The organism is Kitasatospora sp. NPDC023120 (assembly GCF_055560835.1).
The window spans coordinates 63434-89761 of the sequence record NZ_JBVHHY010000002.1; the positions used below are offsets into that span (position 1 = coordinate 63434).

General features: G+C 72.0%; 23 protein-coding genes, 1 tRNA gene and 1 riboswitch. Of the genes, 11 read left to right on the forward strand and 13 right to left on the reverse strand.

Annotation, left to right across the window (positions count from 1 at the left end):
• Positions 1-65: 65 nt before the first annotated feature.
• From hpnD to ACZ3TI_RS02960, 8 genes are all read right to left on the reverse strand, one after another.
• Positions 66-923, reverse strand: coding sequence for a presqualene diphosphate synthase HpnD (gene hpnD / locus ACZ3TI_RS02925; RefSeq protein WP_465723312.1), 858 nt, complete (start codon positions 921-923; stop codon positions 66-68).
• A 41-nt stretch (positions 924-964) separates the two neighbouring features.
• Entirely contained in the window at positions 965-1912 is a 948-nt protein-coding gene (gene hpnC, locus ACZ3TI_RS02930; protein ID WP_465722610.1) for a squalene synthase HpnC, read from the reverse strand.
• 284 nt (positions 1913-2196) lie between these two features.
• Positions 2197-3006 carry an ABC transporter ATP-binding protein gene (locus ACZ3TI_RS02935; RefSeq protein ID WP_465722612.1) on the reverse strand — a complete coding sequence of 270 codons (810 nt, stop codon included), beginning with the start codon at positions 3004-3006 and terminating at the stop codon, positions 2197-2199.
• Entirely contained in the window at positions 2999-3940 is a 942-nt protein-coding gene (locus ACZ3TI_RS02940; protein WP_465722614.1) for an ABC transporter permease, read from the reverse strand. Before ACZ3TI_RS02940 ends, ACZ3TI_RS02935 begins: the two co-directional genes overlap by 8 nt.
• A gap of 141 nt (positions 3941-4081) precedes the next feature.
• The gene (locus ACZ3TI_RS02945; protein WP_465722616.1) at positions 4082-4981 is read right to left on the reverse strand and encodes a glycosyltransferase family 2 protein; all 900 of its coding nucleotides are present in this window, start codon (positions 4979-4981) and stop codon (positions 4082-4084) included.
• Positions 4978-5715 (reverse strand): CDP-alcohol phosphatidyltransferase family protein, encoded by a 738-nt coding sequence (locus ACZ3TI_RS02950; RefSeq protein ID WP_465723314.1) that lies wholly within the window; start codon positions 5713-5715, stop codon positions 4978-4980. The genes ACZ3TI_RS02945 and ACZ3TI_RS02950 overlap by 4 nt, the downstream gene beginning before the upstream one ends.
• 91 nt (positions 5716-5806) lie before the next feature.
• Positions 5807-6868, reverse strand: coding sequence for an iron-containing alcohol dehydrogenase family protein (locus ACZ3TI_RS02955; RefSeq protein ID WP_465722618.1), 1062 nt, complete (start codon positions 6866-6868; stop codon positions 5807-5809).
• A complete protein-coding gene (locus ACZ3TI_RS02960; protein WP_465722620.1) occupies positions 6856-7611 on the reverse strand; it encodes a phosphocholine cytidylyltransferase family protein in 756 nt (251 codons plus the stop codon). The genes ACZ3TI_RS02955 and ACZ3TI_RS02960 overlap by 13 nt, the downstream gene beginning before the upstream one ends.
• A 618-nt stretch (positions 7612-8229) precedes the next feature.
• On the opposite strand from ACZ3TI_RS02960, the gene idi reads away from it, so the two are divergent.
• Positions 8230-8802, forward strand: a complete 573-nt coding sequence (gene idi / locus ACZ3TI_RS02965) for an isopentenyl-diphosphate Delta-isomerase (protein WP_465723316.1) — start codon at positions 8230-8232, stop codon at positions 8800-8802.
• 16 nt (positions 8803-8818) lie between these two features.
• Here idi and ACZ3TI_RS02970 read toward each other — a convergent pair whose 3' ends face one another.
• Positions 8819-9457: an ATP-binding protein gene (locus ACZ3TI_RS02970; RefSeq protein WP_465722622.1), complete on the reverse strand. Its 639-nt coding sequence runs from the start codon at positions 9455-9457 to the stop codon at positions 8819-8821.
• 345 nt (positions 9458-9802) lie between these two features.
• Here ACZ3TI_RS02970 and ACZ3TI_RS02975 point away from each other — a divergent pair.
• Positions 9803-9887, forward strand: a tRNA-Leu gene (locus ACZ3TI_RS02975).
• Between the two features lie 276 nt (positions 9888-10163).
• Positions 10164-11822, forward strand: coding sequence for an APC family permease (locus ACZ3TI_RS02980; RefSeq protein WP_465722624.1), 1659 nt, complete (start codon positions 10164-10166; stop codon positions 11820-11822).
• Between the two features lie 132 nt (positions 11823-11954).
• Here ACZ3TI_RS02980 and ACZ3TI_RS02985 read toward each other — a convergent pair whose 3' ends face one another.
• Positions 11955-12944: a class I SAM-dependent methyltransferase gene (locus tag ACZ3TI_RS02985; RefSeq protein ID WP_465722626.1), complete on the reverse strand. Its 990-nt coding sequence runs from the start codon at positions 12942-12944 to the stop codon at positions 11955-11957.
• Between the two features lie 446 nt (positions 12945-13390).
• On the opposite strand from ACZ3TI_RS02985, the gene ACZ3TI_RS02990 reads away from it, so the two are divergent.
• A complete protein-coding gene (locus tag ACZ3TI_RS02990) occupies positions 13391-14818 on the forward strand; it encodes an aldehyde dehydrogenase family protein (RefSeq protein ID WP_465722628.1) in 1428 nt (475 codons plus the stop codon).
• 111 nt (positions 14819-14929) lie between these two features.
• Here the strand turns inward: ACZ3TI_RS02990 and ACZ3TI_RS02995 are convergent, their stop codons facing one another.
• Positions 14930-16393, reverse strand: coding sequence for a glycine hydroxymethyltransferase (locus ACZ3TI_RS02995; protein ID WP_465722630.1), 1464 nt, complete (start codon positions 16391-16393; stop codon positions 14930-14932).
• Between the two features lie 20 nt (positions 16394-16413).
• Positions 16414-16510: riboswitch (ZMP/ZTP riboswitch) on the reverse strand.
• Between the two features lie 301 nt (positions 16511-16811).
• On the opposite strand from ACZ3TI_RS02995, the gene ACZ3TI_RS03000 reads away from it, so the two are divergent.
• From ACZ3TI_RS03000 to ACZ3TI_RS03025, 6 genes are all read left to right on the forward strand, one after another.
• A complete protein-coding gene (locus ACZ3TI_RS03000) occupies positions 16812-17789 on the forward strand; it encodes an ABC transporter permease (RefSeq protein ID WP_465722632.1) in 978 nt (325 codons plus the stop codon).
• A 90-nt stretch (positions 17790-17879) separates the two neighbouring features.
• The gene (locus tag ACZ3TI_RS03005; protein ID WP_465722634.1) at positions 17880-19634 is read left to right on the forward strand and encodes an ABC transporter substrate-binding protein; all 1755 of its coding nucleotides are present in this window, start codon (positions 17880-17882) and stop codon (positions 19632-19634) included.
• A gap of 127 nt (positions 19635-19761) precedes the next feature.
• Positions 19762-20754, forward strand: a complete 993-nt coding sequence (locus tag ACZ3TI_RS03010) for an ABC transporter permease (RefSeq protein WP_465722636.1) — start codon at positions 19762-19764, stop codon at positions 20752-20754.
• Positions 20755-20845: 91 nt separating this feature from the next.
• Complete coding sequence (locus ACZ3TI_RS03015; protein ID WP_465722638.1) at positions 20846-22486, forward strand: dipeptide ABC transporter ATP-binding protein; 1641 nt, start codon at positions 20846-20848, stop codon at positions 22484-22486.
• 105 nt (positions 22487-22591) lie between these two features.
• Positions 22592-23002, forward strand: coding sequence for a cytidine deaminase family protein (locus ACZ3TI_RS03020; protein WP_465722640.1), 411 nt, complete (start codon positions 22592-22594; stop codon positions 23000-23002).
• 133 nt (positions 23003-23135) lie between these two features.
• Positions 23136-23948, forward strand: a complete 813-nt coding sequence (locus ACZ3TI_RS03025) for an EF-hand domain-containing protein (protein WP_465722642.1) — start codon at positions 23136-23138, stop codon at positions 23946-23948.
• On the opposite strand, the gene ACZ3TI_RS03030 is transcribed toward ACZ3TI_RS03025, so the two are convergent.
• Positions 23866-24441: a TetR/AcrR family transcriptional regulator gene (locus tag ACZ3TI_RS03030; RefSeq protein ID WP_465722644.1), complete on the reverse strand. Its 576-nt coding sequence runs from the start codon at positions 24439-24441 to the stop codon at positions 23866-23868. The genes ACZ3TI_RS03025 and ACZ3TI_RS03030 overlap by 83 nt on opposite strands.
• Positions 24442-24619: 178 nt before the next feature.
• Between ACZ3TI_RS03030 and ACZ3TI_RS03035 the strand changes: the two genes are divergently transcribed.
• Positions 24620-25264 carry a dihydrofolate reductase family protein gene (locus tag ACZ3TI_RS03035; RefSeq protein WP_465722646.1) on the forward strand — a complete coding sequence of 215 codons (645 nt, stop codon included), beginning with the start codon at positions 24620-24622 and terminating at the stop codon, positions 25262-25264.
• Here ACZ3TI_RS03035 and ACZ3TI_RS03040 read toward each other — a convergent pair.
• Positions 25179-26228 carry an EamA family transporter gene (locus ACZ3TI_RS03040; protein WP_465722648.1) on the reverse strand — a complete coding sequence of 350 codons (1050 nt, stop codon included), beginning with the start codon at positions 26226-26228 and terminating at the stop codon, positions 25179-25181. The genes ACZ3TI_RS03035 and ACZ3TI_RS03040 overlap by 86 nt on opposite strands.
• Positions 26229-26328: the final 100 nt, after the last annotated feature.

The window sequence follows — 26328 nt, forward strand, 5'->3', positions numbered from 1 at the left end:
GGTCAACACGGAACTACCCGCACGTGATTCCCCGCTGACACAGCGTGACAGAACTGCGGTGAGAATCAAGAACGCCCCCCGGCGAGCCCGGAAAGCGCCACGTACGCCTTCTCCCAGCCCGGCAGCGAGACCCGGCCGCGCAGCACCGACTCGGGGTCGGCGGCGATCCGGCCGAGCAGCCGGTGGTAGATCCCGGCCATCGCGGCGGTGCAGGCGCGGCTGCGGCGGTCGAGCATCGGCAGCAGCCGCAGGCCCTCCTCGAAGGCGGCCTGGGCGCGGGCGGCCTCGAAGGCCACCAGGCCGGTGAAGTCCGCGCCGACCGGCGGCTTGGCCAGCGCGAACCCCTGCTCGCAGCCGAACCGGACCAGGTCCTCGGTGGGCAGGTAGGTGCGGCCGTTCAGGGCGTCCTCGCGCAGGTCGCGCAGGATGTTGGTGAGCTGCAGCGCCAGGCCCAGGGTGTCCGCGTACCGTGCGCCGAGCTCGGGGTCGTCGCAGCCGTAGACGCCCAGCGAGAGCCGGCCGATCGCGCCGGCCACGCACCGGCAGTAGACCTTCAGCTCCTCGTAGGTCTGGTACTCGGCGCCCTTGAGGTCCATCTCGACGCCGTCGATCAGCTCGTCGAAGCCGCCGAGCGGGACGGGGAAGCGCCGGGCCGTGTCGGCCAGGGCGACCTTGATCGGGTCGGTGTCGTCCTCGGCGACCACGCCGGAGCGGACCTCGTCCACCAGTTCCCGGGTGCGCAGCAGCGCCTCGGCCTTGCGGTCGGCCGGGAGGTCGCCGTCGCCGATGTCGTCCACCCGGCGCGCCAGAGCGTACAGGGCCGACATGGCCAGTCGCTTGGGCTCGGGCAGCAGGCGGATGCCGTAGCTGAAGTTGCGCGCCTGCAGCCCGGTGACTGCCTCGCAGTACCGGTACGCCGCCATGACCTGGGCCGACGCCAGTGGTGATGCCGCCACTCGGGCGTTCACCTTCCCTTCGCGAAGATGGCCGCCGCCTTCGCTGCGAGGCGGCGCTTGTCCGGCTTCGCCTGCCGGGCGAGCACGTCGTACCCGGCGTCCTCGATGGCCGCCAGGGCCGCGTACCCGCCGGCGGTGAATCCCGCCAGGAGCAGTCGAAGCCTCCCCCGAACCGTACCTACCAATGGTGCGCCGCGATCGAGCAGGGTGCGGGCCCGTTCCGCCTCGAAGGCGATCAGCTCGCGCACCGCGCCGTCGGCGGAGGGGGCGGCGAGGTCGGCCTCGCTGACGCCGAAGCGTTCGAGGTCCTCGGTGGGGAGGTAGATCCGGCCCCGGCGGAGGTCCTCGGCGACGTCCTGCAGGTGTTCGACCACCTGGAGGCCGCTGCAGACGGCGTCGGAGAGCTCGATCCGCTCGGGGGTGGAGACGCCGGCGATGGCCAGGACGAGACGGCCGACCGGGTCGGCGGAGAGCGTGCAGTAGCCGATCAGATCGTCGTAGGTGGCGTAGCGGGCGGTGGTCTGGTCCACCCGGTTGGCCTCGATCAGACGGCGGAACGGCTCGGGGGTCAGGCCACGCCGGTCGACCAGTGGGACGAGGGCGCGCATCAGCGGGTGGCGGGGGCGGTCGGCGCCCGAGGGATGCAGTGCGGACTCGAAGACCCGGTCGAGGTCATGCTCCAGCCCGTCGAGCAGGGCGAGCCGGAAGGCGGTCTCCTGCGGGGTCGGCGGGCCGGACTGGCCCGAAGGGGTGGCCGGGGGTGTCGGCTCGACCCCGAGCAGTGCGGCGGTGGCGGCCGGGTCGGCCAGGTCGCCGTCGCCGGCGTCGTCGACGAGGCGGGCGAAGCCGTACACCGCCATCAGGTCGTCGCGCCAGGCCGCGGGCAGGAAGAACGGGGCGACCGGGAAGTTCTCCGCACCCGCCTTCTCCAGGGTCTGGCCCGCGGAACGGTTCACCGGCGTATCACTGGGCTGGGCCGAAGCCGACACTGCTGTCACTCCCCCGTTCTACACCGCTGGGTACCACCGGCCCGACTCGGACACGCGTCCGAGCGCGGGCGCCACGTCCGGCAAGCGCCCCCGCGCCCACCAGCCTGACACCGCGGGCCGCGTCGGAGAAGGGCGCCCCGCCCGCCGGGTCGGCCGCTCACCCCTGCGGCGTCGGCCACCCGGCGCAACGGCGCGGGCAAGCCTAAGGGCCGGTCCCGGAGGTTCCGGAACCGGCCCTGGTGGCGGGGGTGCTACGGGCGCTCGCCGCGCTCGTAGCGGCCGACGACCTCGTCGGTCGGGCCGTCCATGACCAGCTCGCCCGCCTCGATCCAGATCGTCCGCTCGCAGACCTCGCGGATCGAGTTGTTGTCGTGGCTGACCAGGAAGACCGTGCCGGCGGAGCCGCGCAGCTCGTCGATGCGGCGCTTGCTGCGCTGCTGGAAGGCCTGGTCACCGGTGGCCAGGGCCTCGTCGATCAGCAGCACGTCGTGGGTCTTCGCGGCGGCGATCGAGAAGCGCAGGCGGGCGCCCATGCCGGAGGAGTAGGTGCGCATCGGCAGGGAGATGAAGTCGCCCTTGTCGTTGATGCCGGAGAAGTCGACGATCTCCTGGTAGCGCGCCCGCACGTCGGCCGGGGACATCCCCATCGCCAGGCAGCCCAGGACGACGTTGCGCTCGCCGGTGAGCTCGTTCATCAGCGCGGCGTTGACGCCCAGCAGCGAGGGCTGGCCGTTGGTGTAGATGCCGCCCTTCTCGGTCGGCAGCAGACCGGCGATGGCCGCCAGCATGGTCGACTTGCCGGAGCCGTTGGAGCCGATCAGGCCGATCGCCTCGCCCTTGTACGCGGTGAAGCTGATGCCCTTCACTGCGTGCACCTCGCGCACGCCGGCGGCGCGCTTGCGGCTGATGATGCGGCTCAGCGCCGAGGTGGCGCTGCCCTTGCCGGAGCCGGCGCCGTGCACCCGGTAGACGATGTGCACGTCGTCGACGACAACGGTGGGCTCGCGGGCCACGTCCGTGTCCCGGACGATGTCGTTCTTGCTCAGGTCGGTGTCAGCCACGGCCGTACTCCTCCTCGGCCTTCCAGAAGAAGACGTATCCGATGACGAACAGGCCGACGCCCCAGGCGATGCCGAACGCCCACTGGTGCGGCGGCAGGGACTGGTGGGGGTCCTGGTGCGGGTTGTAGATGATCGGCGCGAAGGCGTGCCGCAGCAGGTCCATGTAGACCGAGGCCGGGTTGATGGCGCAGATCACCTGGATGTAGTGCGGCCACTTGTGGACGCGGTCCTGGATGCTGAACATCACGCCGGACAGGAACATCCAGGCCCGCATCACGAACGGGATCAGCTGGGAGATGTCACTGGTCTTGGAGCCGATCCGGGCCATGATCAGCGAGATGCCGGTGTTGAACATCGTCTGCAGGATCAGCGCCGGGATGATCAGCAGCCAGGTCCTGCCCGGGGCGATGCCGCTGACGAGGACGGTGACGACCAGCACGACCATCGAGATCAGCAGCTGCTGGAGCTGGATCACGGTGAAGGCGATCGGGAGGCTGGCACGGGGGAAGTGCAGCGCCCGGATCAGGCCGAGGTTGTCGGAGATCGCCCGGGTGCCGGACTGCACCGCGTTCTGGGTGAACTGGAAGACGAAGACACCGATGCAGAGCCAGGCGATGTAGGTGCCCGGCGGGAAGCCGTCCTTGTTCTCCAGGATGACGCCGAAGACCAGGTAGAACACGGCGCAGTTGAGCAGCGGGGTCACGACCTGCCAAAGCTGGCCGAGCTTGGCGTCGGTGTACTGGGCCACCAGTCGGGCGGTGGCGAAGGCCCAGATGAAGTGGCGCCGGGCCCAGAGCTGCTTGGTGTAGGAGACCAGGCCCGGCCGGGCGCCGCTCACCGACAGTCCGTACTTGTCCGCAAGCTGCTTGGGGGTCAGGCCCGCGTCCACCCCCCTGGGGGTCGAGAGGCTGACGGGTTCACTCACTGTCGACACATTCGTCCTTCACGCGGGATCGGTCGGGGCGGCCGGTCGACGGGGGGTCCGCCGGCGGTGCGCCGATGGGGATCCACTGGGATCTCGGGGGAGCCGGCCGGTGTGTGGTCACCGGCCACGGCGATCGATCATTCGATCAGATCAGATGATCGGTGGTCGGCCCAGCCTGGTCAGTCGCCACACGGTACGCCATCGCATGGGCCGCCGCGGACCGCAGGGTTCGCGCCAGCCCGCCCGGAATCCGCCCCACCAGGCCTTCAGCGCCTCGGGGGAGGGGCGACGGGCCAGGGTGAGCAGAAGCCAGGTTCCCAGATAGAGAGGCACCAACAGGGCCGGAAGGTTCCGCCTCGCGAGCCAGACCCGGTTGCGGGCCACGTTGTGGAAGTAGGTGGCGTGCCGGGCGGGCGAGGTCGTGGGGTGGTGCAGCACCACGTCGGCCCGGTAGTCGATGGCCCAGCCGGCGTCCACCGCGCGCCACGCGAGGTCGGTCTCCTCGTGGGCGTAGAAGAACTCGGCGGGCAGCTGGCCGGCCTCCTCGAACACCTTGCAGCGCACCGCGCTCGCGCCGCCCAGGAAGGTGGTCACCCGGGACGAGCGCAGCGGGTCGCTGGCGCGCAGCCGGGGGACGTGCCGGCGCTGGGTGACACCGGTGTCCGGGTCGGCGATCCGGAAGGAGACGATGCCCAGCTCCGGGTCGGCGGTGAAGGCCTCGCGCAGCAGCCGGGCGGAGTCGGCGCGCGGCAGGTGGCCGTCGTCGTCCAGGAAGAGGACGGCGTCCACGTCCTTGCCGTCCCGGCCGAACAGCTCGATGCCGACGTTGCGGCCGCCGGGGATGCCGAGGTTCTCCGACAGCTCGACGGTGCGCACGCCCTCCGGCAGCGGGGGCAGCGGGGCGCCGTTGGCGACCACGGCCAGCTCGACCTTCGGGCCCTCCTGGGTGCGGACGGACTCGATCAGGGCGTTGAGCTCGGCGGGCCGGTTGCCCATGGTGATGATCACGGCGCCGAGGCGGAAGTCCTCCGCGTTGGTCACGTCGGTCATCGCAGCCTGCTCGAGAGGACGATGCTCAGCAGGTGCAGCACGGTCTGCAGCATGGCGATCGCCGCCAGGACGACGACCGCGAGCCGGGTGAAGGAGAGCCCGCCGTGCACGGCGTCGGCGATCCCGGCGGCGAGGATGAACAGCGAGGCCTCGACCGCGCCGACCAGCCGGTGGAACTTCAGCAGCGAGGCCGCCCGGCGGGCCTTGGCGACGGTGGCCGAGCGCGGCACCGAGGCGCTGTCCTCGACGGCCGTCAGGCCGCTGCGGGCGCGGGCCACGTCCACCAGGTCCGTCTCGGACTTGATCAGGATCGCGCCGAGCGCGGCCAGCGTGCCGAGGAAGGCCCACTCCCAGTGCGAGCCGCCGCCCTGGCGGTGCAGCAGGTCGGTGGCGCGCAGGCCGAGGCCGGTCAGCAGCGCCGCCTCGGACATGTAGTGGCCGACCCGGTCCAGGTAGACGCCGGTGAGCGAGGTCTGCCGGCGCCAGCGGGCCACCTCGCCGTCCACGCAGTCCAGCAGCAGGTAGACCTGGATCAGCAGGGCGCCCAGGACCGCGCCCGCGAGGCCCGGCACGACCAGCGCGGCACCGGCCAGGATGCCGGTGAACATCATCAGGTACGTCAGGCCGTTGGGCGTGATCGCCGTCACGGTGGAGAGCACGCGGGTGATCCGCAGCGAGATCTTCCGCATGTACAGGCGCCCGGCCCAGTGCTCGGCGCTGCGGCGCTGGAGCATGCCCTCCGGGTGGATCACCGCGCGCAGCTCCTCGATCGAGGGCCGGCGGGTCAGGTCCACCGGGGGCCGTTCGGCGCCCGCGGTGGAGGGGTCAGCTGTTGACGGCTTGGACATAGTCGGCGTACGCGTCCCTGATTGCGGAAGGGGAGAGGTCGAGGTGCTCGAGGATGGTGAAGCGCCCCGGTCGGGTGTTCGGAGCGTAGTGCACCGCTTCGGTGAACTCCGCCTCGGTGAAGCCGATCTGAGCTGCGGTCACCGGCAGCCCGTGGCTCGCCAGGCGCTCCACGATCAGACCGGTCAGCTCGCGCTCGCCCCGCAGGAAGCTGGCGAACGCGGCGCCGAGGCCGACCTGTTCGCCGTGCTGGGCGGACCGCTTGGGATACAGCACGTCCAGGGCATGCGAGATCTCGTGGCAGGCGCCCGACGAGGGCCGGGTGCTGCCCGCGATGTTCATCGCGATGCCGGACAGTACCAGGGCTTCGGCGAGGGCTGTCAGGAGGTCCTGATCCTGAGTGTTTCCTGGGTGTCGCAGCAGGTTCTCGCCCGCCGAGCGGGCCATCGCGACGGCCAGTCCGTCCACCGGTTCACCGGTCACGGCCTGGGACAACTCCCAGTCGGCGCATGCCGAGATGTTGGAGACGACGTCGCCGATGCCGGCCGCCACGAAGCGCTGCGGGGCCTGCCGGATCACGTCCAGGTCGACGATGATGCCGATCGGGCTGGGCACCCCGTAGGAGCCCCGGCCGGCGTCGTTGTCGAGGGTCGAGACCGGCGAGCAGATGCCGTCGTGGGCCAGGTTGGTGGCGACCGCGACCAGCGGCAGGCCGACCCGGGCCGCGGCGTACTTGGCGGCGTCGATGATCTTGCCGCCGCCGAGGCCGACGATCGCGTCGTAGTGCCCGCCGCGCATCGCCTCGGCCAGGCGCACCGCGCTGTCCAGGCTGCCGTCGTCCACGTTGTACCAGTCGGCCCCGGGCAGGGCCGGCTCCAGGCGGCGGCGCATGGCCGCGCCGGAGCCGTTGCTGATCGCCACCGCGATCCGGCCCGAGGCCGACAGCCGCTGGTCCGCGAGGATCCCGCCGAGCGCGTCCAGCGCGCCCGAGCGGATCTCCACGAACAGCGGCGACGGGACCAGTCGGGTCAGTACCGGCACGCGATCTCCCGCGCCTTCGCCAGGTCGTCGTGGTTGTCGACCTCGACCCAGGAGACCTCGCCGATCGGCTGCACGTCGATGCGCAGGCCGCGGTTCACCATCTCCTGGTAGCCGTCCTCGTAGTACAGCTGCGGGTCACGCTCGTAGGTGGCGCGCAGCGCGTCGGTGAGGTCGGCGGCGGCGGACGGGTTGATCACGGTGACGCCGATGTACTCGCCGGTCGCCTCGACCGGGTCCATCAGCTTGGTGATGCGGCGCATGCCGGCGGCCGGGTCGACGACGACCTTCATCTCCTCGTCGGCGAGCTTCTTCACCGTGTCGAGGGCGAGCAGGATGCCGGGGGCGTTGCCCTCGGCCGTCAGGCGGGCGTTGCCCTCCAGCATGGTGCGCTGGACGGAGGCCGGGTGGACGGTGTCGCCGTTGGCGAGCAGCAGGCCCTCGCCGAACAGCTCGCGGGCGCACCAGAGCGAGTAGGCGTTGTTCCACTCCTCGGCCTTGTCGTTCTCGACCAGGTGGAGCTTGACGCCGTACTTGCTCTCCAGGGCGTCCTTGCGGTCGTACACCGCCTCCTTGCGGTAGCCGACGACGATCGCGGCCTCGCGCAGTCCGACCTCGGCGAAGTTGCCGAGGGTGAGGTCCAGGACGGTCCGCTCCCCGTCGACCGGCACCAGCGCCTTGGGCAGGGTGTCGGTGTACGGGCGCAGCCGGCGGCCGGCGCCGGCTGCCAGAACGAGGCCGATCATGCGGGGTCTCCTGATCCGTCGTGCTGTGCGCGCGGGCCGTGCCGAAAGGAGGTGGCGCTGCTCCGCCGGACCGGTGTGCGACCGGACCGGCCAGCGGCGCGCCGGTACCGGCACAGATCCGGGCACCGTGTCGTATGTGATGGTAGGCGACTTGGACGACCGGCCCGAACGCGCCCTGAGACGGGGCGGTGACGGAGGGGTGAACCGGGGTGGTCGCACGGGGGTTCGGGGCCGGGACCGGTGCCGGGATCGGCGTCCGGTCAGGCCGGACCGGTCGAACGGCCGCCGAACGGACATCGAACGATTCTGCGAGGATCGTGACCCTTTCGAGGGCCTCCCGAACCCTTCTCTGCCCGGATTCCGACTCCTCCGAGCCATGATCCGTCCGGTTGTGCGTGGGACCCCTACCCCGCGCCACCCATACGGCAGACTGGAGCCCGACGCCGGCGCCGGTGCCCCCGCTGCGTCCGCCGCGCGCCACCCGGTGCGCCGGACGCGCCCGATGCTCCCGCTGCTCCCGCCCCCGGAAAGAGGCCCCGCCCCATGCCCCAGAGTCTGCCGACCGATCCCACACACTTCGCCGCCGAGATCGACACCGGTCTCGACGTGGAGACCGATGTGACGGTCCCGCCACAGACCGCCGCGGCCGCCGGTACCGAGATCCTGCTGGAGCTGGTCGACGACGAGGGCGTCACGATCGGCACCGCCGAGAAGCTCTGGGCCCACCAGCAGCCGGGGCGGCTGCACCGCGCGTTCTCGGTGTTCCTCTTCGACCGCCAGGGCCGTCTGCTCCTCCAGCGCCGGGCTCTCGGCAAGTACCACTCCCCCGGTGTCTGGTCGAACACCTGCTGCGGCCACCCGTACCCGGACGAGCAGCCCTTCGTCGCCGCCGCCCGGCGCACCGCGGAGGAGCTGGGCGTCGCCCCGGCGCTGCTCTGCGAGGCCGGCACCGTCCGCTACGACCTTCCGGACGAGGCCTCCGGGCTGATCGAGCGGGAGTGGAACCACCTCTTCGTGGGACTGGTCACCGCGCCGGTCGAGCCGGACCCGGACGAGGTGGACGACTTCGCCTTCGTGACCGCGCAGGAGCTGCGGGAGCTGCGGGCCGAGCGGCCCTTCTCGGTCTGGTTCGAGACGGTCTTCGAGGCGGCGCTGCCGGGGATCCGGGAGATCGCCGGGCGGGACTGGTAGCCGGCCTGGCCGAAGCTCAGCGGTCGGGCTCCGGCGGGACGGGCAGCGAGGCCCAGATGACCTTGCCGCCCTCCCCCGTCCGCTCGACGTCACACACCCCGCCGGCCTGCAGCGTGACGCTCTTCACCAGCAGCAGGCCGCGCCCGCCGGTGCGGCCGGTGTCGTTCTCCAGCGCCTTCGGACGGTACGGGTCGCCGTCCTCGACCGACACCCGCACCCAGCCCCCGCGCACCGACAGTTCGGTGACCACCTCGGGCGACAGCTCGGCCGCGTGCGTCACCGCGTTGCTGACCAGCTCCGAGACGATCAGCAGCAGGTCGTCCACCAGCTCCTGGTAGCGCACCCCCGCCATGCCCTGGGCCAGCAGCCGGTCACGCACGGCGTGCCGGGTGCGCGGCACCGAGGCCTCGGCGGCGGGCACCGGGAAGCGCCACACGCCCTCGGCGGGGCCGGACGGCGCACCGGTTGCCGGACCGTTCGCCGGGCCGTGCTCCGGAGCGGTCGCCGGGCGGTCGGTCCGGTTCGGCGCCGCGGCGCCGCCGCCCTGCCCGCCGCCCGGCCCGCCGTGTCTCGGTTCGGCCTCCGCCGTCCCGCTGATCTGCTCCACGTCCAGCCGCCCTTCGTCCGCGACCCGGGAATCAGGCGATCCGCTCATGGCGCCCTCGGTCCACAGAGGCTAGGAGAGCGGTCGCGGACGCCGTGGCACCGTCGACAACTTGCCCGTGTCGGATCGGTTCCGGCCGGAAACGATCGCGGGCGGTGGTGAAGTCGACCGGTTCCTTCGCGGTCGTCATCGGTTCGCGTGGGGTTCGAGCGCGTTCGCCAGCCGTACCAACCTGTGCGGGCCCCCGGGAGGAGGCCGGGGCCGGCCCCGCGGAGCCCCGGGGAGGCCCGCACGGCCGGGGCCCGAGGAACCGCAGGTGAGAAGCACTCCAGAACCCTGGTAATGTTCTCTCTGTCGCCGAGGGGGCGAGAGAAAAGCCCCCGAAGCACACACCCCGTCCGGGTGGCGGAATGGCAGACGCGCTAGCTTGAGGTGCTAGTGCCCTTTATCGGGCGTGGGGGTTCAAGTCCCCCCTCGGACACAGCCGAATTCCCCGTGGGATCCGAAAGGAACCCACGGGGAATTTCGTTTTTCCCCCGGCTGCCGCCCCCGTAGCGGCGCGACGCCGGTCTCTCCGCAGGGAGCTCGCCGGTCCGGAAACCGGACACGAGATGGCAACGATCGAACGGTTTGAGCTTCCTCTGAGGTATTCGCCCGTTTTCGGACCATAAGCTGCTGTGCGTTTGTCCGGAATGCGGACTCAAAACCGTAAAAACACCGACACCACCGATGAACCCCGAGCGAAAGGACCGATACGTTGAGTGAGCCCGAATCCTCGACGGCGTCTCACCAGAACTACCGCCGATCGCTCGGCACCATCAGCCTGACCGCGGTCGGGCTGGGGTCGATCATCGGTTCCGGGTGGTTGTTCGGTGCCGAGCGGGCCGCCAGGCTCGCCGGACCGGCCTCGATCCTCGCCTGGGTGATCGGTGCCGCGGTGGCGCTGACCATCGCCCTCACCTACAGCGAGCTCGGCTCGATGTTCCCCAAGGCCGGCGGCATGGTCCGGTACGGCCAGTACTCGCACGGCTCGCTGGCCGGCTACCTGGCCGCCTGGGCCAACTGGATAGCCATCGTCTCGGTCATCCCGGGTGAGGCCACCGCCTCCGTCCAGTACATGAGCTCCTGGCACTTCGGCTGGGCCAAGGGGCTCTACGACGGGCAGGAACTCACCCTCAGCGGTGTGGCGCTCGCCAGCGTGCTGCTGATCGTCTACTTCGTGCTGAACTGGTTCGCGATCACGCTGTTCGCCAAGACCAACACGGCGATCACCGTGTTCAAGGTCGTCGTGCCGACGCTGACCGCCGGCGCCCTGCTCCTCGCGCACTTCGACTCCGCCCACATCACCGACCACGGCGGCTTCGCGCCGAACGGCTGGAGTGCGGTGTTCACCGCCGTCGCGGTCTCCGGCATCGTCTGGGCCTTCAACGGCTTCCAGTCCCCGCTCAACCTGGCCGGTGAGGCCAAGAACCCCGGCAAGTCGCTGCCGAAGGCCGTCATCGGCTCGATCCTGATCGCCCTGGTGATCTACGTCGCCCTGCAGATCGCCTTCCTGGGCGCCATCCCGAGCGGCGACCTCTCGAAGGGCTGGAGCGGTCTCGGCTACACCTCTCCGCTGGCCGACCTGGCGATCGCCTGGGGCCTCAACTGGCTCGCGATCCTGCTGTACGCGGACGCCTTCATCTCGCCGTCCGGCACCGGCATGATCTACGCCGCCACCACCTCGCGCATGATCCACGGCGTGCAGGAGAACGGCCACCTGCCGAAGGTCTTCGGCAAGGTCGACGCCAAGACCGGCATCCCGCGCCCGGCGCTGCTGCTCAACCTGGTGGTCGCGTTCCTGTTCCTCGCGGTCTTCCGCGGCTGGGGCTCGCTGGCCGAGATCGTCTCGGTGGCCACCGTGATCTCGTACATCACCGGCCCGGTCGCCGTGATGGCGCTGCGCCGCCTCGCCCCGGACCTGCCGCGGCCGGTCCGGCTGCGCGCCATGCCGGTCATCGCCCCGGTCGCGATGGTCTTCGGCTCGCTGGTGCTGTACTGGGCCCGCTGGCCGCTCACCGGCAAGGTCATCCTGCTGATGGCCGCCGGTCTGCCGATCTGGGCCTGGTACGAGCTGCGCAAGCCGTTCGCCGAGCTGAAGCCGCACCTCGTGGCGGGCGCCTGGATGGTCGCCTACCTGTTCGTGATGGCCGGTGTCTCCTGGGCCGGCAGCAGCGACTTCGGCGGCCACGGCTACCTGCCGGAGGGCTGGGACCTGCTGATCGTCGCCGCGATCGGGCTCGCGTTCTACTACTGGGGCGTCGCGAGCGCCTGGGCCAACCCCTCGCTGGCCGCCGTCCGGCAGGAGCTGGCCGAGGAGGAGCGCGCCGAGGCCGCCGCGGCTGCCGTCGAGGCGGGCGAGCCTTCGCGGGTCTGACCTCGCGTTCGTGCCGAAGGGCCGGTCGGATCTTCCGACCGGCCCTTCGGTGTTCCCCGGGGCGTACGGCTGCGGGGTGGTGCGGCTTCCGGGGCTTCCGGGTCCTGCGGCTGCAGGTGCCCGGGCCGCCGGTCAGCCGCGGCGGGCGCGGCGGATCGCGGAGGTGACGACCGGCGGGAGGAGGTCCCGGGCGGCGCGCTTGGCCACGTTGGCGGGGCGGCGCGCCTCGGCGGCGCGGGCCCTGCGGGCGGCGAGGTCGACGGCGGCCTCGTCGCGGGCCCGGCGGGCCTGGTCCGCGGACTGCGCGGCCTCGCGGCGGGCCGACTCGGCGGCCAGTCGCCCCTGGTGGCGCGAGCCGCGGAACGGGCCGATGCCCTCCGAGGACCCGGTCATCCGCAGCACCTGGCGCCCGTTGAGGGTCTCGGCGCTCAGCTGACAGCCGGGCGCGAGGTCGACCCGGTCGAGCAGGTCGCGCTGGAACGGCTCCGGGTCGCCCCAGGTGCCGTAGAACTTGCACTCGGTGAGCAGTATCGGCTTGAGCCCGTGGTTGAACACGGCCTCCCAGGTCGCCGCCGCCACGCCCGGGGTGTGCTGGGAGCGGTAGTCGTCCAGCACCACGACGCCCTGCTCCTGCAGCGCGACCCGGGCCACCTGGAGGTCCCCCACGACGTGCTCGTACAGGTGGGAGGCGTCGATGTGGATGAAGCGGAAGGTGCCGACGGGGATGTGCCCGTCGGAGAGGACCGAGGTCGGTGCCTGGATGATCTCCGGCAGCTCGTCGTGGAAGGCGAGGTAGTTGGACTCGAAGGCCGAGCGGGTCAGCGTCTTCCGGTAGGAGAAGTCCATCTCGGCCGCGTTCTCGTCGTCGGGCGCGTCCGAGTCGAACAGGTCGCAGACGGTGAACGTCTCGCCGGGCTGGAGGTGCTCGCCGATCACGATGGCGCTGCGGCCGAGGTAGGCCCCCATCTCCAGCAGGTCACCGGTGACGCCGGTCTTCTCCTGCCGCCCCATGAACCAGTCGAAGGAGTGCCGGTCGTGGTCCCAGAACCACCCCGGGACGTCGTCCAGGATCGCCGGCTCGGCAGCATGCTGCGAGTCACCGGACAACGTGGCGTCGGTCATGGAAGCTCCTTCTGGGCGCGGGTGGCCTGTGGATCTCGAACCGGACCTCAGCAGGGGTGGCGTTCCGGGCCCGCCGGTCGCGGAACGCGCCGGCACCGACCGCGCACAGCACGTCGAAGCGTCGTCAGCAGTATCTCCCTGCCGCTGAGTTCACTGCAATGTACCCGCGTACCGACCACGGTGTGGAGGACTTCGCGTGGGGAGTTTCCGGAATCCTCACCGGGCCATCGGAGCATGAACACGGCAGGGCCCGGGCGTGAATCCGATGAGGTCCCGTTCGGGGCTCGGCCGGGGACGGGGGCGGGGACGGGGCCGGGGACGGGGACGGGGTCGCTGCGTGGCGTCCGCCCGGCCGGATCGGCTCTTGCGCGCGGCCGCCCGGGCCGCTTTGACTGGCCTCCGACCAGCGCGCTGGTCAAGCGGACGAGCTGATGAGAGGACAACCGGTGAAGCAGTACGCGGAGTACGGCGACCAGTACATCGACGGCTCTTGGCGGCCCTCCGCGGACCCCGGCTCGATCGCCGTGCTGAACCCGGCGACGGAGCAGGTGCTCGCCACGGTGCCGGCCGGCGGCAGGACCGATGTCGACGCGGCGGTGGCAGCGGCCCGGCGCGCGGCCCGGAGCTGGGCCGCCACCACCCGCGAGGAGCGGCTGGACCTGCTGACCCGGCTGCGGGACGGGCTCGAGGCCGCGCAGAACGAGATCACCGAGACCGTGGTCGCCGAGCTTGGCGCCCCGGTCGGCTTCACCGCGGCCGTGCACGCCGGGCTGCCGCTGACCGTCGCGACCTCCTACCTGACCCTGCTCGCCGAGCACTCCTTCGAGGAGCGGATCGGCAACTCGGTGGTGCACGCCGAGCCGGCCGGCGTGGTCGCGGCGATCACGCCGTGGAACTACCCGCTGCACCAGATCGTGGCCAAGGTCGTCCCGGCGCTGGCCGCCGGCTGCCCGGTGGTCCTCAAGCCGGCCGAGGACACCCCGCTGGTGGCGCGGCTGTTCGCCCGGCTGGTGCACGAAGCCGGCTTCCCCGCAGGGGTGTTCAACCTGGTCACCGGCAGCGGGGAGTCGGCGGGCACGGCCCTCGTCGCCCACCCGGAGGTGGACGTGGTCTCGTTCACCGGCTCCACCGCCGTCGGGCGGCAGGTCGCCGCGACGGCCGGCCGCGACCTCAAGCGGGTCGCCCTGGAACTGGGCGGCAAGTCGGCCAACGTGGTGCTGCCGGGGGCCGACCTCACCCGCGCGGTGAAGGCCAACGTCGCCGGGGTCTTCGCCAACTCGGGCCAGACCTGCAGCGCTTGGACCCGGCTGCTGGTGCACGAGGACCAGTACGAGGAGGCGGTCACGCTCGCCGCCAAGGCCGCCGCCCCGTATCTGCCGGGCGACCCGACCGACCCGCGGACCAGGATCGGTCCGGTGGTCAACGCCGGGCAGCTGGCCAGGGTGCGCGGCTACATCGACGGCGCGCTGGCCGAGGGCGCCCGCCTGGTCGTCGGCGGCTCGGAGCCCGTCGCCGACCTGCCCACCGGCTACTACGTCCGCCCGACCGTACTCGCCGACGTCACGCCGGGGATGGCGGTGGCCCGGGAGGAGGTCTTCGGCCCCGTCCTGGTCATCCTCGCGTACCGCGACGAGGACCACGCCGTCGAGCTCGCCAACGACACCCCGTACGGCCTGGGCGGCGGCGTCTGGGCCCGTGACACCGACACCGCCGCCGCCTTCGCCCGCCGTCTCGACACCGGACAGGTCGACCTCAACGGCGGCCGCTTCAACCCCCTTGCGCCCTTCGGCGGTTACAAGGACTCCGGCCTCGGGCGCGAACTGGGCCGCCACGGGCTGGAGGAGTTCCTGCAGTACAAGTCGCTGCAGTACTAGCGGGCGGCGCCGCGGGGTGCCGCGGTAACGGAATCGGGGACCGCCCGGGGGCGTCGAGGACGGGCTCGACGCCCCCGGGCGTACCCGTGGAGCCGGTGGTCGGACGGGTGGTCAGACGAGGTCGACGCCCGGGTAGAGGGGGTGGGGGGCGAGGAGGTCGGCGGCGCGCTTGGCGGTGGCGTCGCGGAGGGCGGGGTCGAGGGCGTAATTGGCCTTCGACGGGGTGCCGTTGGCGGCGGTGGTGGGGACGGTGGCGCGCAGGACGGTGTCGATCAGTTCGGCGATCTCGTCCATCTCGGCGACGCCGAGGCCGCGGGTGGTGAGGGCCGGGGTGCCGAGGCGCACGCCGGAGGTGTACCAGGCGCCGTTCGGGTCCTGCGGGACGGAGTTGCGGTTGGTGACGATGCCCGAGTCCAGCAGCGCCGCCTCGGCCTGGCGGCCGGTCAGGCCGTAGCCGGAGACGTCGGCGAGGACGAGGTGGTTGTCGGTGCCGCCGGTGACCAGCTTGCCGCCGCGGCGCAGCAGGCCCTCGGCGAGCGCCTGGGCGTTGTCGACCACGGCGCGGGCGTAGGCCCGGAACTCGGGGCGGCGGGCCTCGGCGAAGGCGACGGCCTTGGCGGCCATCACGTGCGAGAGCGGGCCGCCGAGCACCAACGGGCAGCCACGGTCGACGTGTTCGGCCAGCTCGGCGGTGCAGAGGACCATGCCGCCGCGCGGACCGCGCAGCGACTTGTGAGTGGTCGAGGTGACGATGTGGGCGTGCGGGACGGGGTCGTGGTCGCCGGTGAGTACCCTGCCCGCGACCAGGCCGGCGAAGTGCGCCATGTCGACCATGAGGGTGGCGCCGACCTCGTCCGCGATCTCGCGCATCGTGCGGAAGTTCACCAGCCGCGGGTAGGCGGAGTAGCCCGCCACGATGATCAGCGGGCGGAACTCGCGGGCGGTCTCGCGCAGCGCGTCGTAGTCGATCAAGCCGGTGACCGGGTCGGTGCCGTAGCTGCGCTGCTCGAACATCTTGCCGGAGATGTTGGGGCGGAAGCCGTGGGTGAGGTGGCCGCCGGTGTCCAGGGACATGCCGAGCATGCGCTGGTTGCCGAGCTCGTGGCGCAGCTGCGCCCAGTCCTCCTCGGTGAGGTCGTTGACGTTGCGGACCTCGGCCCGCTCCAGGGCCGGGCTCTCGACCCGCTGGGAGAGGACGGCCCAGAAGGCGGTGAGGTTGGCGTCGATGCCGGAGTGCGGCTGGACGTAGGCGTGGTCGGCGCCGAACAGCTCGCGGGCGTGCTCGGCGGCGATGGTCTCGACGGTGTCGACGTTGCGGCAGCCCGCGTAGAAGCGGCGGCCGGCGGTGCCCTCGGCGTACTTGTCGCTGAGCCAGTTGCCCATGGCCAGCAGGACGGCCGGGGAGGCGTAGTTCTCGCTGGCGATCAGCTTGAGCGAGGCGCGCTGGTCGGCGAGCTCCCGGCCGATGGCGGCGGCGATCCGCGGTTCGACGCCGGCGACCACGTCGAGGGCGCTGCGGAAGGCGGTGTCGGCGGCGGGGGTCGCGAGGGTGTGGGGCTGCTGCTGCGGGGCCAAGGCGGTCTCCTGGTGGGGATGCGGATGGCCCAGGCGCTCGGCAACTTCTCGTGAGGATTCACGGGGCCGCTTCCCGATGGTTGATTCCATCCCTACGCGCCAGTCGCAGCCCACCGGGATCGTACCAACACCGAACGGACTGTGGCGGAGGTCTCAGAATGCGGAACGCGACGCCCGTTGTGTGGCTTATGTCCGTTCTTCTGCAACACCGGTGTTGCGGTGAAATGAAGCCGCCACATTTCCCGAAACAGTGCCGCAGGAATTCCCCGGAGACCGTCGAACGAGATTTGCGGAACCTCGAACGCATCCGATCAAATGTCGCTCGAACGGCTCACGGGAAACCCCCGGAGGCCGTACCGGAAATGCACACCAGCGCACCCACAACCATGGGCGGCGGAGAATTCGGGGGTTACGCCTCATGGCAGTGGTCGACCCAGTCCCAGTCCCCGCGGCCGGCCCCCCGCCCGCCACGGCCCCGAGCCCGCTCCACCGGATCCTGCGGGACCGGGTCGGCGCCGCAGCCCTCGCCGTCGTGGCGCTGTTCCTGCTGCTCGCCCTTTCGGCCCCGCTGATCGCCGCGCTGTACGGGAAGAATCCGGCCGAGCACTACGGCCAGAACACCCCCGGCCTGCTCAGCGACGGCGGCCTGCCGATGCTGCCGAACGGCGGGATCTCCGGCGAGTTCTGGTTCGGCCTCGAGCCCGGCCTCGGCCGGGACGTGTTCACCCAGTTGTTGTACGGCATCCGCACCTCGCTGCTGATCGCCTTCGCCGCCGCCACCGCGACGACCGCGCTGGGCGTGCTGGCCGGCGTCGCGGTCGGCTATCTCGGCGGAATCGCGGACCGGCTGTTCGGGTTCCTCGCCAATGTGCTGCTGGCCTTTCCGACCCTGCTCCTACTGCTCGCGCTCAGCCCGATCATCCAGTCCCGACTGGTCGACCCGGGCGCCGCGGAACCGGAGTGGATGCAGTTCCTGGTGCTGATCCTGGTTTTCTCCGCGTTCGGCTGGATTCCGCTCGCGCTTTCCCTACGGGCCACCGTGCGCTCGCTCCGGGAAAGGGATTTCGTGCAGTCCGCCCGGGCCCAGGGGGCGAGCCGGTTCCATGTCGTCGTCCACGAACTGCTCCCGAATGTGCGCTCGCAGCTGCTGGTGCACGCCACCATGGCGGTGCCGACCTACGTCGCCTCCGAGGCCGCGCTGTCCTTCCTCGGCGTCGGCATCACCGAGCCGGTCCCGGACTGGGGACGGATGATCTCGCGCGGCTCCGAGGTCTTCCAGGCCGACCCCACCTACCTGGTCTTTCCCGGGGTGGCGCTGCTGCTGTTCGTGATCGCCTTCAACCTGCTCGGCGACGCCGTCCGGGACGCGCTGGACCCGCGCTCCGGCGGCCGCTGAGCCACCGCCGCCCCTCTCGCTTCCGACAAACCCCTTTTCCGTCCCCGAGCCCTCCCCGGCGCGATCCGCCGGGGCGAGGAGAGATTCGCCATGCGCTGGACCAGACCGTCCCTCGCCGTCATCGCCACTGCCCTGCTGGCGACCTCCTGCTCGGCCGGCGCGGGCAGCACCGGCTCCGCCGGCGCCGGGGCCTCCGCCAAGGAGACCTCCCCGCTGACCGCCGCGCTCGGCACCGAGCAGGAGAGCGCCGGCCCGGCCCCGGCCGTCCCGGGCGCCCGCGCGGGCGGCACCGTGAACGTGTACAACAGCGTCGAGTTCCGCCACCTCGACCCGCAGAAGGTCTACGCGGGCGCCACCTACAACGCCTCGCTGCTCTGGGGGCGTCAGCTGACGCAGTATCAGGTCGTCGACGGTAAGGCCAAGTTGGTCGGCGACCTGGCCACCGACACCGGCACCCCGGCCGACGGCGGACGTACCTGGACCTACCGGCTCAAGCAGGGCGTGGCCTGGGAGGACGGCAAGCCGATCACCGCCCAGGACGTCAGGTACGGCATCGAGCGCACCTTCGGCAAGGGCTACGAGGTCGGCCCGCCGTACTGGCCGCAGTGGCTCACCGGCGAGCCGAGCTACGAGGCGGCACGCGCCAAGTACGCGGGCCCGCAGGACGGCGACCTCGCCGCGATCGAGACGCCGGACGAGCGCACCATCGTCTTCCACTTCCCGCAGCCGCAGGCCGACGTGCCGTACATGGCCGCGCAGTCCTCCTCCTCGCCGGTGCGCCGGGACAAGGACACCGGGACGGAGTACGACCGGCAGCCGTTCGCCACCGGCCCGTACCGGATCGTCGAGCACGTCCAGAACACCCGGATGGTGCTGGAGCGCAACCCGGCGTGGAAGCCCGAGACCGACCCGATCCGCAACCAGTACCCCGAGAAGTTCGTCTTCACGTACGGCAAGGAGGCGCTCAACCTCAACCAGGAGATCCTCTCCGGGCGGGACGGCGGCGCCAACGCCACCACCGCCGCCGACACCCTCTCCCCCGAGCTGTACCAGACCACCGACACCGACCCCAAGGCCCGGGAACTCGTCGTCTCCGGCCGCCAGGGGGCCTTCGTCACCCAGCTGGTGATCAACGACGAGCGGGTGCCGGACGTCGAGGTCCGCAAGGCGCTGAACCTGGCCTACCCGCGCCAGCAGGCCCGCCAGGTCCAGGGCGGTGCCCGGACCGGCGAACTCGCCACCACGCTCAGCTCGCCCGCGCTGATCGACTGGCAGAAGTACGACCTCCACCCCGCCAAGCCGGAGGGCGACCCGGAGGCCGCCAAGGCCCAGCTCGCCAAGGCCAAGCAGGCGCCGGGCAGCCTGACCTACGCGTACAAGAACACGCCGAACGGGCAGCGCGTCGCGCAGGTGCTGGTGGACGGCTTCGGCAAGGCCGGGATCACCATCGTGCCCAAGCCGGTCGACCCCAAGGCCTTCCTGGACGAGGTGCACCGCGCCGACTCCCCGTACGACCTGTTCGAGGAGACGTCCTCGGTCGACTGGCCGACCCCGTCCACGCTGATCCCGTTCTCCTTCGACGGCCGCGCCGGCAGCGACCTCAACTCCGCGCGCTACCGCAACCCGGAGGTGGACAAGGAGATCGACCGGATCAACCAGATCGGCGAGCCGCGTGCCAAGGCCAAGGAGCTGTACGCGCTGGAGCAGACCGTGATGAAGGAGCTGCCGGTGCTGCCGTTCGCCTACCCGACCACCAGTCAGCTGCGCGGCAGCAACGTCGGCGGGGCGTTCGTCCACCCGATCTACGGGACGGTCTCGCTGGCGTGGCTGTATCTGAAGTCCTGACGCACTGAGGGTCCCTCGGGTCGCCTTCGCCTCCTGCCCGGTGGGCGGGGCGGGCCCGGCGGTCCTGCCGTCCCTGCCGTCTCCCACCCCCACCCCCTGCCCCCGCCTCGTCGACCCCGGATCGGCCATGCTCTCCTTCGCCCTGCGGCGGACCGTCCAGGCCCTCGCCGTCCTGGTCGCGGTCTCCGCCGCCGCCTTCGCCCTCTTCTACGCCGCGCCCGCCGACCCGGCCCGCGCCGCCTGCGGCCCGCGCTGCGACAGCGGTCAGGTCGCGGCGGTGCGCCAGAGCATGGGCCTGGACCAGCCGCTGCTCGCCCAGTACACCGACTACCTGAGCGGGGTCCTCGCCGGGCGGGACATCAACGACGTGGACGGCTCGACCATCCACTGCGCCGCGCCCTGCCTCGGCTACTCCTACCGGCTGCACCAGCCCGTCAGCGAGGCGCTCGCCGACCACCTGCCGGTGACCTTCTCGCTGACCGCCGGGGCGCTCGCCGTCCTACTGGTGCTCGGCCTCGGCACCGGGTTCGTCTCCGCGCTGCGGCACGGACGGCGGACCGACCGGCTGCTGTCCGGCTTCACCCTGGTCGGCGCCAGCGTGCAGATCTACTTCCTCGGCTACATCGCCCAGTGGGCGCTGGTCTACTCCACCGGCCTGCTGCCGCTGCCCTCGTACACCCCGCCGGCCGAGGACCCGGCGGCCTGGGCGGGCGGGATGCTGCTCCCCTGGCTCGTCCTCGGCTTCGTCAACTCGGCGGTTTTCGCCCGGCTTTCGCGTTCGCAGCTGCTGGAGACGATGAACGAGGAGTACGTCCGCACGGCCCGCGCCAAGGGGCTCGGACGGCTGCGCGCCCACCTCAAGTACACCTCGCGCGGCGCCGCCGGACCGCTGGTGCAGTTGCTCGGGCTGGAGGCCGGGGCGCTGCTCGGCGGGGCGGTGATCACCGAGACGGTGTTCGGGCTGAACGGGGTCGGGCGGTTCGCCGCGCAGGCCGTCGCCGGGCAGGACCTGCCCGCCGTGGTCGGCGCGGTGCTGCTGGCCGCTTGCTTCGTGGTGCTGTTCGTCGCGCTGGCCGACCTCGCGGTGGCCTGGCTCGATCCTCGTGTCCGGCTGAACTGAGGGGATTCCTGTGATGACGTCCGATGCTACGGGTGCCGGTGTGGGTGGTGCCGGGCCGGTGGGCGGTGCCGACGTTCACGGTGCGGGGCCGGTGCTGAGTGTGCGCGACCTGACCGTCACCTTCGCCGATCCGCGCGGCGGCGCGCCCGTGACCGCCGTCCGGGGGCTCTCCTTCGACCTCGCACCGGGTGAAGTCCTGGGCCTGGTCGGAGAGTCGGGCTCCGGCAAGTCGACGGTCGGCCTCGCCGTCCTCGGCCTGCACGACCCGCGCACCACCACCGTCACCGGCTCGATCCGGCTGGGCGGGCAGGAGCTGGTGGGCGCCGGGGAGTCCGTACTGCGCGAGGTGCGGGGCGGCCGGGCCGCGCTGGTCTTCCAGGACGCTCTCACCTCGCTCAGCCCCTTCCACGGCGTCGGCGCCCAACTCGCCGAGATGTACCGGCTGCACCACCCGGGGACGAACCGTACCGAGGCCCGCCGACGGGCGGTCGCGATGCTCGACCGGGTCGGCATCCCGGCGGCCCGGGCGCGCGACTACCCGCACCGGTTCTCCGGCGGGATGCGGCAGCGCGTGATGATCGCGATGGCACTGATGAACGACCCGCAGCTGCTGATCGCCGACGAGCCGACCACCGCCCTGGACGCCCGCGTCCAGCGGCACGTCCTGGACCTGCTCGGCGAGTTGCAGCGCGAGCACGGCACGGCGGTGCTGCTGGTCAGCCACGACCTGGGCGTGGTCGCGGGGACGACCGACCGCACACTGGTGCTGCGCGGCGGCGTCCAGGTCGAGTCCGCGCCGACCGCCGACCTGCTCGCCGCGCCGCGCGAGCCGTACACCCGGGCCCTGGTCGGGGCCGCACTGCGCCTGGACTCCACGCCGGGCGCTGCCCTGCCGACAGTTGACGATCCCTCACCGGATCGAACGTTCCGACCGAGGGTCGTGGAGCGGCCCGAACGGTGGCTGTTCGAGGTGGACGCCCTCAGCGTGCACTTCCCCGGACGGCGGCGCTTCCCCGGCCTCCGCGCCGAGCCGGTCCGGGCGGTCGAGGGCGTGGGCCTGCGGATCGCGCCCGGGGAGACGGTCGGGCTGGTCGGCGAGTCCGGCTCCGGCAAGTCCACCACCTCGCGGGTCCTCGCCGGCCTGCAAAGCCCCAGCAGCGGGCGGGTATTGTACGACGGCCAGGACGTCACCCGCCCGGACCGGGAGCTGCGGCGCCGGCTCAGCCGCGAGATCCAGCTGGTCTTCCAGGACCCGTACGCCTCGCTCAACCCGCGCCGCACCGTCGCCCAGACCCTCGACACCCCGCTGCGTCTGCACACCCCGCTGACCGCGCCCGAGCGGCGGGAGCGCGCCGCCGAGCTGCTGGAACAGGTCGGGCTGGAGGCCGGGCACCTGGACCGCTACCCGCACGAGTTCTCCGGCGGGCAGCGCCAGCGGATCGGCATCGCCCGGGCCCTGGCCCCGCAGCCTCGGCTGATCATCGCGGACGAGCCGGTCTCGGCGCTCGACGTGTCGGTGCAGGCACAGGTGCTCAATCTGCTGATGGAGCTGCGCGAACGCCTCGGCGTGGCCTTCCTGTTCGTGTCGCACGACCTCGCCGTGGTCCGGCACTTCTGCGACCGGGTGGCGGTGATGCACCGGGGCCGGCTGGTCGAGTCCACCGACCGGGACCGGCTGTTCGAGGCACCGCACACCGAGTACACCCGGGAGCTGCTGGCGGCGGTGCACTGAGGGGGTACGGCGCGGACGCGGGCCGGTGGAACGGGCCGGCCCGACCGGGGACGGGTGGATCATGATCGAACCACCGCCAGGACCGATCGGAGAGGAGCGGCAGACATGTCGACCAGCACGCGGGGGCCCGTGGACGAGGAGCTCGTCGAGGCGGCCCGGGAGGTGGCCCGGCGGTACGCGCGGGGCGACGACCACACGGTGGCGGCCGCCGGGCGCAATGCCGACGGGCGGATCGTCACCGCCCTCAACGCCTACCACTTCACCGGCGGGCCCTGCGCCGAGCTGGTGCTGATCGGGGCGGCGGCCGGGCAGGGCGCGTACGAGCTCACCACCGTCGTGGCGGTCGGCGACCGGGAGCGTGGGGTGATCCCGCCGTGCGGGCGCTGCCGTCAGGTGCTGCTGGACTACTTCCCGGAGCTGCGGATCATCGTCGGGCGGGGGTCCGAACTGCGCAGCGTACCGGTGGTGGACCTGCTGCCGGAGGCGTACATCCGGGCCGACCATCAGATCGACTGACCGGCCCGGCGGTGCCGGGACGAACCGACACCGCCGTTCGCCCTTCGTTCGGCTGCGCGAGCACGGCTCAAGGCGTTAGCGTGCAGGCGATGTGACGTACGGAAACCCGGGATTCGCCAGCTGAGGGGACACATTGTCGGACGACCTGCTCTTCGCAAAGATCAACCACGGTTTCGATCACCTCGACGCCGACGGCGACGGCATGATCACCGAACGGGACCACGTCCTGATGGGCCACTCGGTGGCCCGCTCGCTCGGTCACCAGGAGGGCTCGGAGGCGGAGGCCGTCATCGTCCGCGCCTACCTGACGATCTGGCACGACCTCCACCTGGCCCGACTGCCCGCCGGTACCGAGGCGATCACCCGCGAGCAGTTCCTCGCCTCCACCGGCTCGCTCGCCGACGACCCCGACGCCGCCCGGGACAGCCTCGGCGCGCTCGCCGAGGCCTTCCTCGCCATCGCCGACGCCGACCACAGCGGGACCGTGGACGCCGGCGAGTTCTTCGTCTTCCAGCGCGGCCACTTCGCCGGCCTCTGCCGCGACGACGCCGACGAGGCCTTCCGCCACCTGGACACCGACGGCGACGGCGTGCTGTCCGCGGCCGAGTTCACCGACGCGATCATCGAGTACTGGACCAGCCGCGACCCGGACGCCCCCGGCAACTGGTGGACGGGCAAGCCCCCGCACTCCCTCTGGGCAGGATTCCCGACCACACCGGGCTCCCACGGGGCCCCGGGGGGCCGTCCCCGCGAGCCGGAAGCGCGGGGACGGCCCCTGTCGCTCCCAGCCGGCCGGCCCCCGTCGCCTCCGGCCGGCACGGACCGGTCGGAGCCCCGCCGCTGCGCACCGGAAGACCGTTGGGTCAGGCGGCCGGGACGATCCGCTCCACGACGGTGTCGATCAGTGCCGCGAGGCCGTCGACGCCCAACACCTCGGGCAGGGTGAGGTGTTCGAGGATCAGGCCGGTCATGGCGAGGTAGAGCACGAGGACCGTCTCCCGGTCGCCGGGGAAGCCCTCGTCCAGGTGGAAGGCGATGTTGGCCTCCAGGTCGTCCCGGATGGTGCCGGTGAGCTGGGACCGCAGGTCGGGGCGGCGGGTGGCCTCCAAGCGCAGTTCGAGCATCGCGAGGTAGCCGGCCCGGTCGGCGGTGATGCGGCGGATCAGGTCGTGCATCAGGGCCGTGACCAACGCGCGGTCGCGCGGGGCGCGCAGCAGCTCGTCGAGGATCGCCGCGTCGGGGATGAGCCGGTGGTGGATGTGCCGGGCGGTCTGGTGGAGCAGGTGGTCCCGGTTGGCGAAGTAGTTGGAGGCCGTGCCGTTGGGGACGCCGGCCTGGACGTCGACCGCGCGGAAGGTGAGGCCGCGGGCGCCCTCGCGGGCGAGGACCTCGATGGCGGCGTCGGCGAGGGCGGTGCGGCGGGCGGGGTTCTGGACCATGGGCCGATTCTCTCTCCTGCCACTGCGGGCACTCGGGGCGGTACCGGCACGGGAGGCCGGTTCCAGGAAACCTCTGGCAACCACTACGCCTGGAGTACTATAGTCGTCGTGGTTTGCGGGGCAGGCCGCACCGGCCCGCCCCGACGACCGATCCCGTCCCTTTACCCCAAGGACCTGAATGCGCAAGCTCAGCTACTTCATCGGCGCCACCATCGACGGCTTCATCGCCGCCCCGGACGGTGACTTCGAGTTCTTCATGCCGTACGTCACCGAGGACTTCGCCCCGGTGCTCTTCACGGAGTACCCGGAGACCGTCTTCACCCCCGCCCGCGCGGCGGTCGGCATCGCCGAGGCCCCCAACAAGCGCTTCGACACCGTGCTCATGGGCCGCGGCACCTACGAGCCGGGGCTGGCGGTCGGCTGCCCCAGCCCCTACGCCCACCTGCGGCAGATCGTCTTCTCCCGCACGCTCGGCACCAGCCCGGACCCCGCGGTCGAGGTCACCGCGGAGGACCCGCTGAGCGTCGTCCGCCGCCTGAAGCAGGAGGACGGGCTCGGCATCTGGCTCTGCGGCGGCAGCGACCTGGCCGGTCAGCTGCTGCCCGAGATCGACGAGCTGATCATCAAGCAGTACCCGCTGGTGGCCGGTTCGGGCATCCCGCTGTTCACCGCGGACTTCGCGCCGCGCGCCTTCACGCTCACCGACAGCCGGGTCTTCGAGCGCGGGAACGTCGTGCTCACCTACGAGCGGACGTCCCCTTCGCCGGACGCCCCGGCCGTGCAGGACCCCCCGGCCGTGCAGGACTCCCCGGCTTCCGGCTGACGCTCACCACGAGGCAGACACCCGCGACCACGATCGCCCCGCCCGCCAGGGTGGGGCCGGTCAGCGGCTCGGCGAGGATCAGCCAGCCCAGCAACACCGCGACCACCGGGTTCACGTACGCGTACGTGGCGACCAGCGTCAGCGGGGCGGAGCGCAGCAGCCAGGCGTACGCGGTGAAGGCGAGCAGCGAGCCGAACAGCACCAGGTAGCCCAGGGCCAGCCAGGACCGTCCGGAGACGGCGTCGAGGTCCAGCCCGTGCTGCTCGCCGCGGACCAGTCCGATCAGCAGGTCGCCGAGGCCGCCGGCCAGCATCTGGTACGCGCTCGCAGCGAGCACGTTGCCCGGCATCGGGATCCTCTTGCTCGCGAACGAGCCGACCGCCCAGAGCAGAGTGGCACAGATGATCAGGACCACGCCGAGCGGCTCGATCGACCCGCCGATCGCCGGGGCCGACAGCACGCCGAGGCCGACCAGTCCGAGCGCCACCCCGGCGAGCTCGGCGGGCTTCGGGCGCTCGCCGCCGAAGGCCGTCAGCACCACCATCCACAGCGGGACGGCGGCCACCAGCAGGGCGGCCAGTCCGGAGGGGACGGAGGTCTCGCCCAGGACCACCAGTCCGTTGCCGCCGGTCAGCAGCAGCACGCCGACCAGGGCGGAGGAGGCCAGCTGGCGCCCGCTCACCTTCAGTCCGGCCGGGCCCTGGCGCACCAGCAGGAAGCCGACCAGCAGCAGGCCCGCGGTGAGGAAGCGGGCGGCGGCGGAGAGGAAGGAGGGCATCGTCTCCACGGCGATCCGGATCGCCAGGTAGGTCGATCCCCAGACGACGTAGACCACGGCGAGGGCCAGCCAGACCGTGCCGCCGAGGCGGGTGGCGGGGCGGGCGTCGGCGAGCGCAGGCGGGGTGGGGGCGGTGGGAGTGGAACCGGCGCTGGTGGCCGGTTGCGAGGAGGCGGGCGGTGTCATGTGTGTCCCCCTTGGACGGTGCTGGCCGAACATCCGATATGACAGCGCATCGACACCCCACTGCGCCAGTCGGTATCACGAAGCGGACCGGAGGACGTAC

Bases quoted from the DNA above. Each gene is read 5' to 3' on its own strand.
- hpnD (WP_465723312.1), bottom strand. From the start codon at position 923: ATGGCGGCGTACCGGTACTGCGAGGCAGTCACCGGGCTGCAGGCGCGC.
- ACZ3TI_RS02945 (WP_465722616.1), bottom strand. From the start codon at position 4,981: ATGACCGACGTGACCAACGCGGAGGACTTCCGCCTCGGCGCCGTGATC.
- ACZ3TI_RS02950 (WP_465723314.1), bottom strand. From the start codon at position 5,715: ATGCTCCAGCGCCGCAGCGCCGAGCACTGGGCCGGGCGCCTGTACATG.
- ACZ3TI_RS02960 (WP_465722620.1), bottom strand. From the start codon at position 7,611: ATGATCGGCCTCGTTCTGGCAGCCGGCGCCGGCCGCCGGCTGCGCCCG.
- ACZ3TI_RS02970 (WP_465722622.1), bottom strand. From the start codon at position 9,457: ATGAGCGGATCGCCTGATTCCCGGGTCGCGGACGAAGGGCGGCTGGAC.
- ACZ3TI_RS02985 (WP_465722626.1), bottom strand. From the start codon at position 12,944: ATGACCGACGCCACGTTGTCCGGTGACTCGCAGCATGCTGCCGAGCCG.
- ACZ3TI_RS03000 (WP_465722632.1), top strand. From the start codon at position 16,812: ATGGCAGTGGTCGACCCAGTCCCAGTCCCCGCGGCCGGCCCCCCGCCC.
- ACZ3TI_RS03005 (WP_465722634.1), top strand. From the start codon at position 17,880: ATGCGCTGGACCAGACCGTCCCTCGCCGTCATCGCCACTGCCCTGCTG.
- ACZ3TI_RS03010 (WP_465722636.1), top strand. From the start codon at position 19,762: ATGCTCTCCTTCGCCCTGCGGCGGACCGTCCAGGCCCTCGCCGTCCTG.
- ACZ3TI_RS03020 (WP_465722640.1), top strand. From the start codon at position 22,592: ATGTCGACCAGCACGCGGGGGCCCGTGGACGAGGAGCTCGTCGAGGCG.
- ACZ3TI_RS03030 (WP_465722644.1), bottom strand. From the start codon at position 24,441: ATGGTCCAGAACCCCGCCCGCCGCACCGCCCTCGCCGACGCCGCCATC.
- ACZ3TI_RS03035 (WP_465722646.1), top strand. From the start codon at position 24,620: ATGCGCAAGCTCAGCTACTTCATCGGCGCCACCATCGACGGCTTCATC.
- ACZ3TI_RS03040 (WP_465722648.1), bottom strand. From the start codon at position 26,228: ATGACACCGCCCGCCTCCTCGCAACCGGCCACCAGCGCCGGTTCCACT.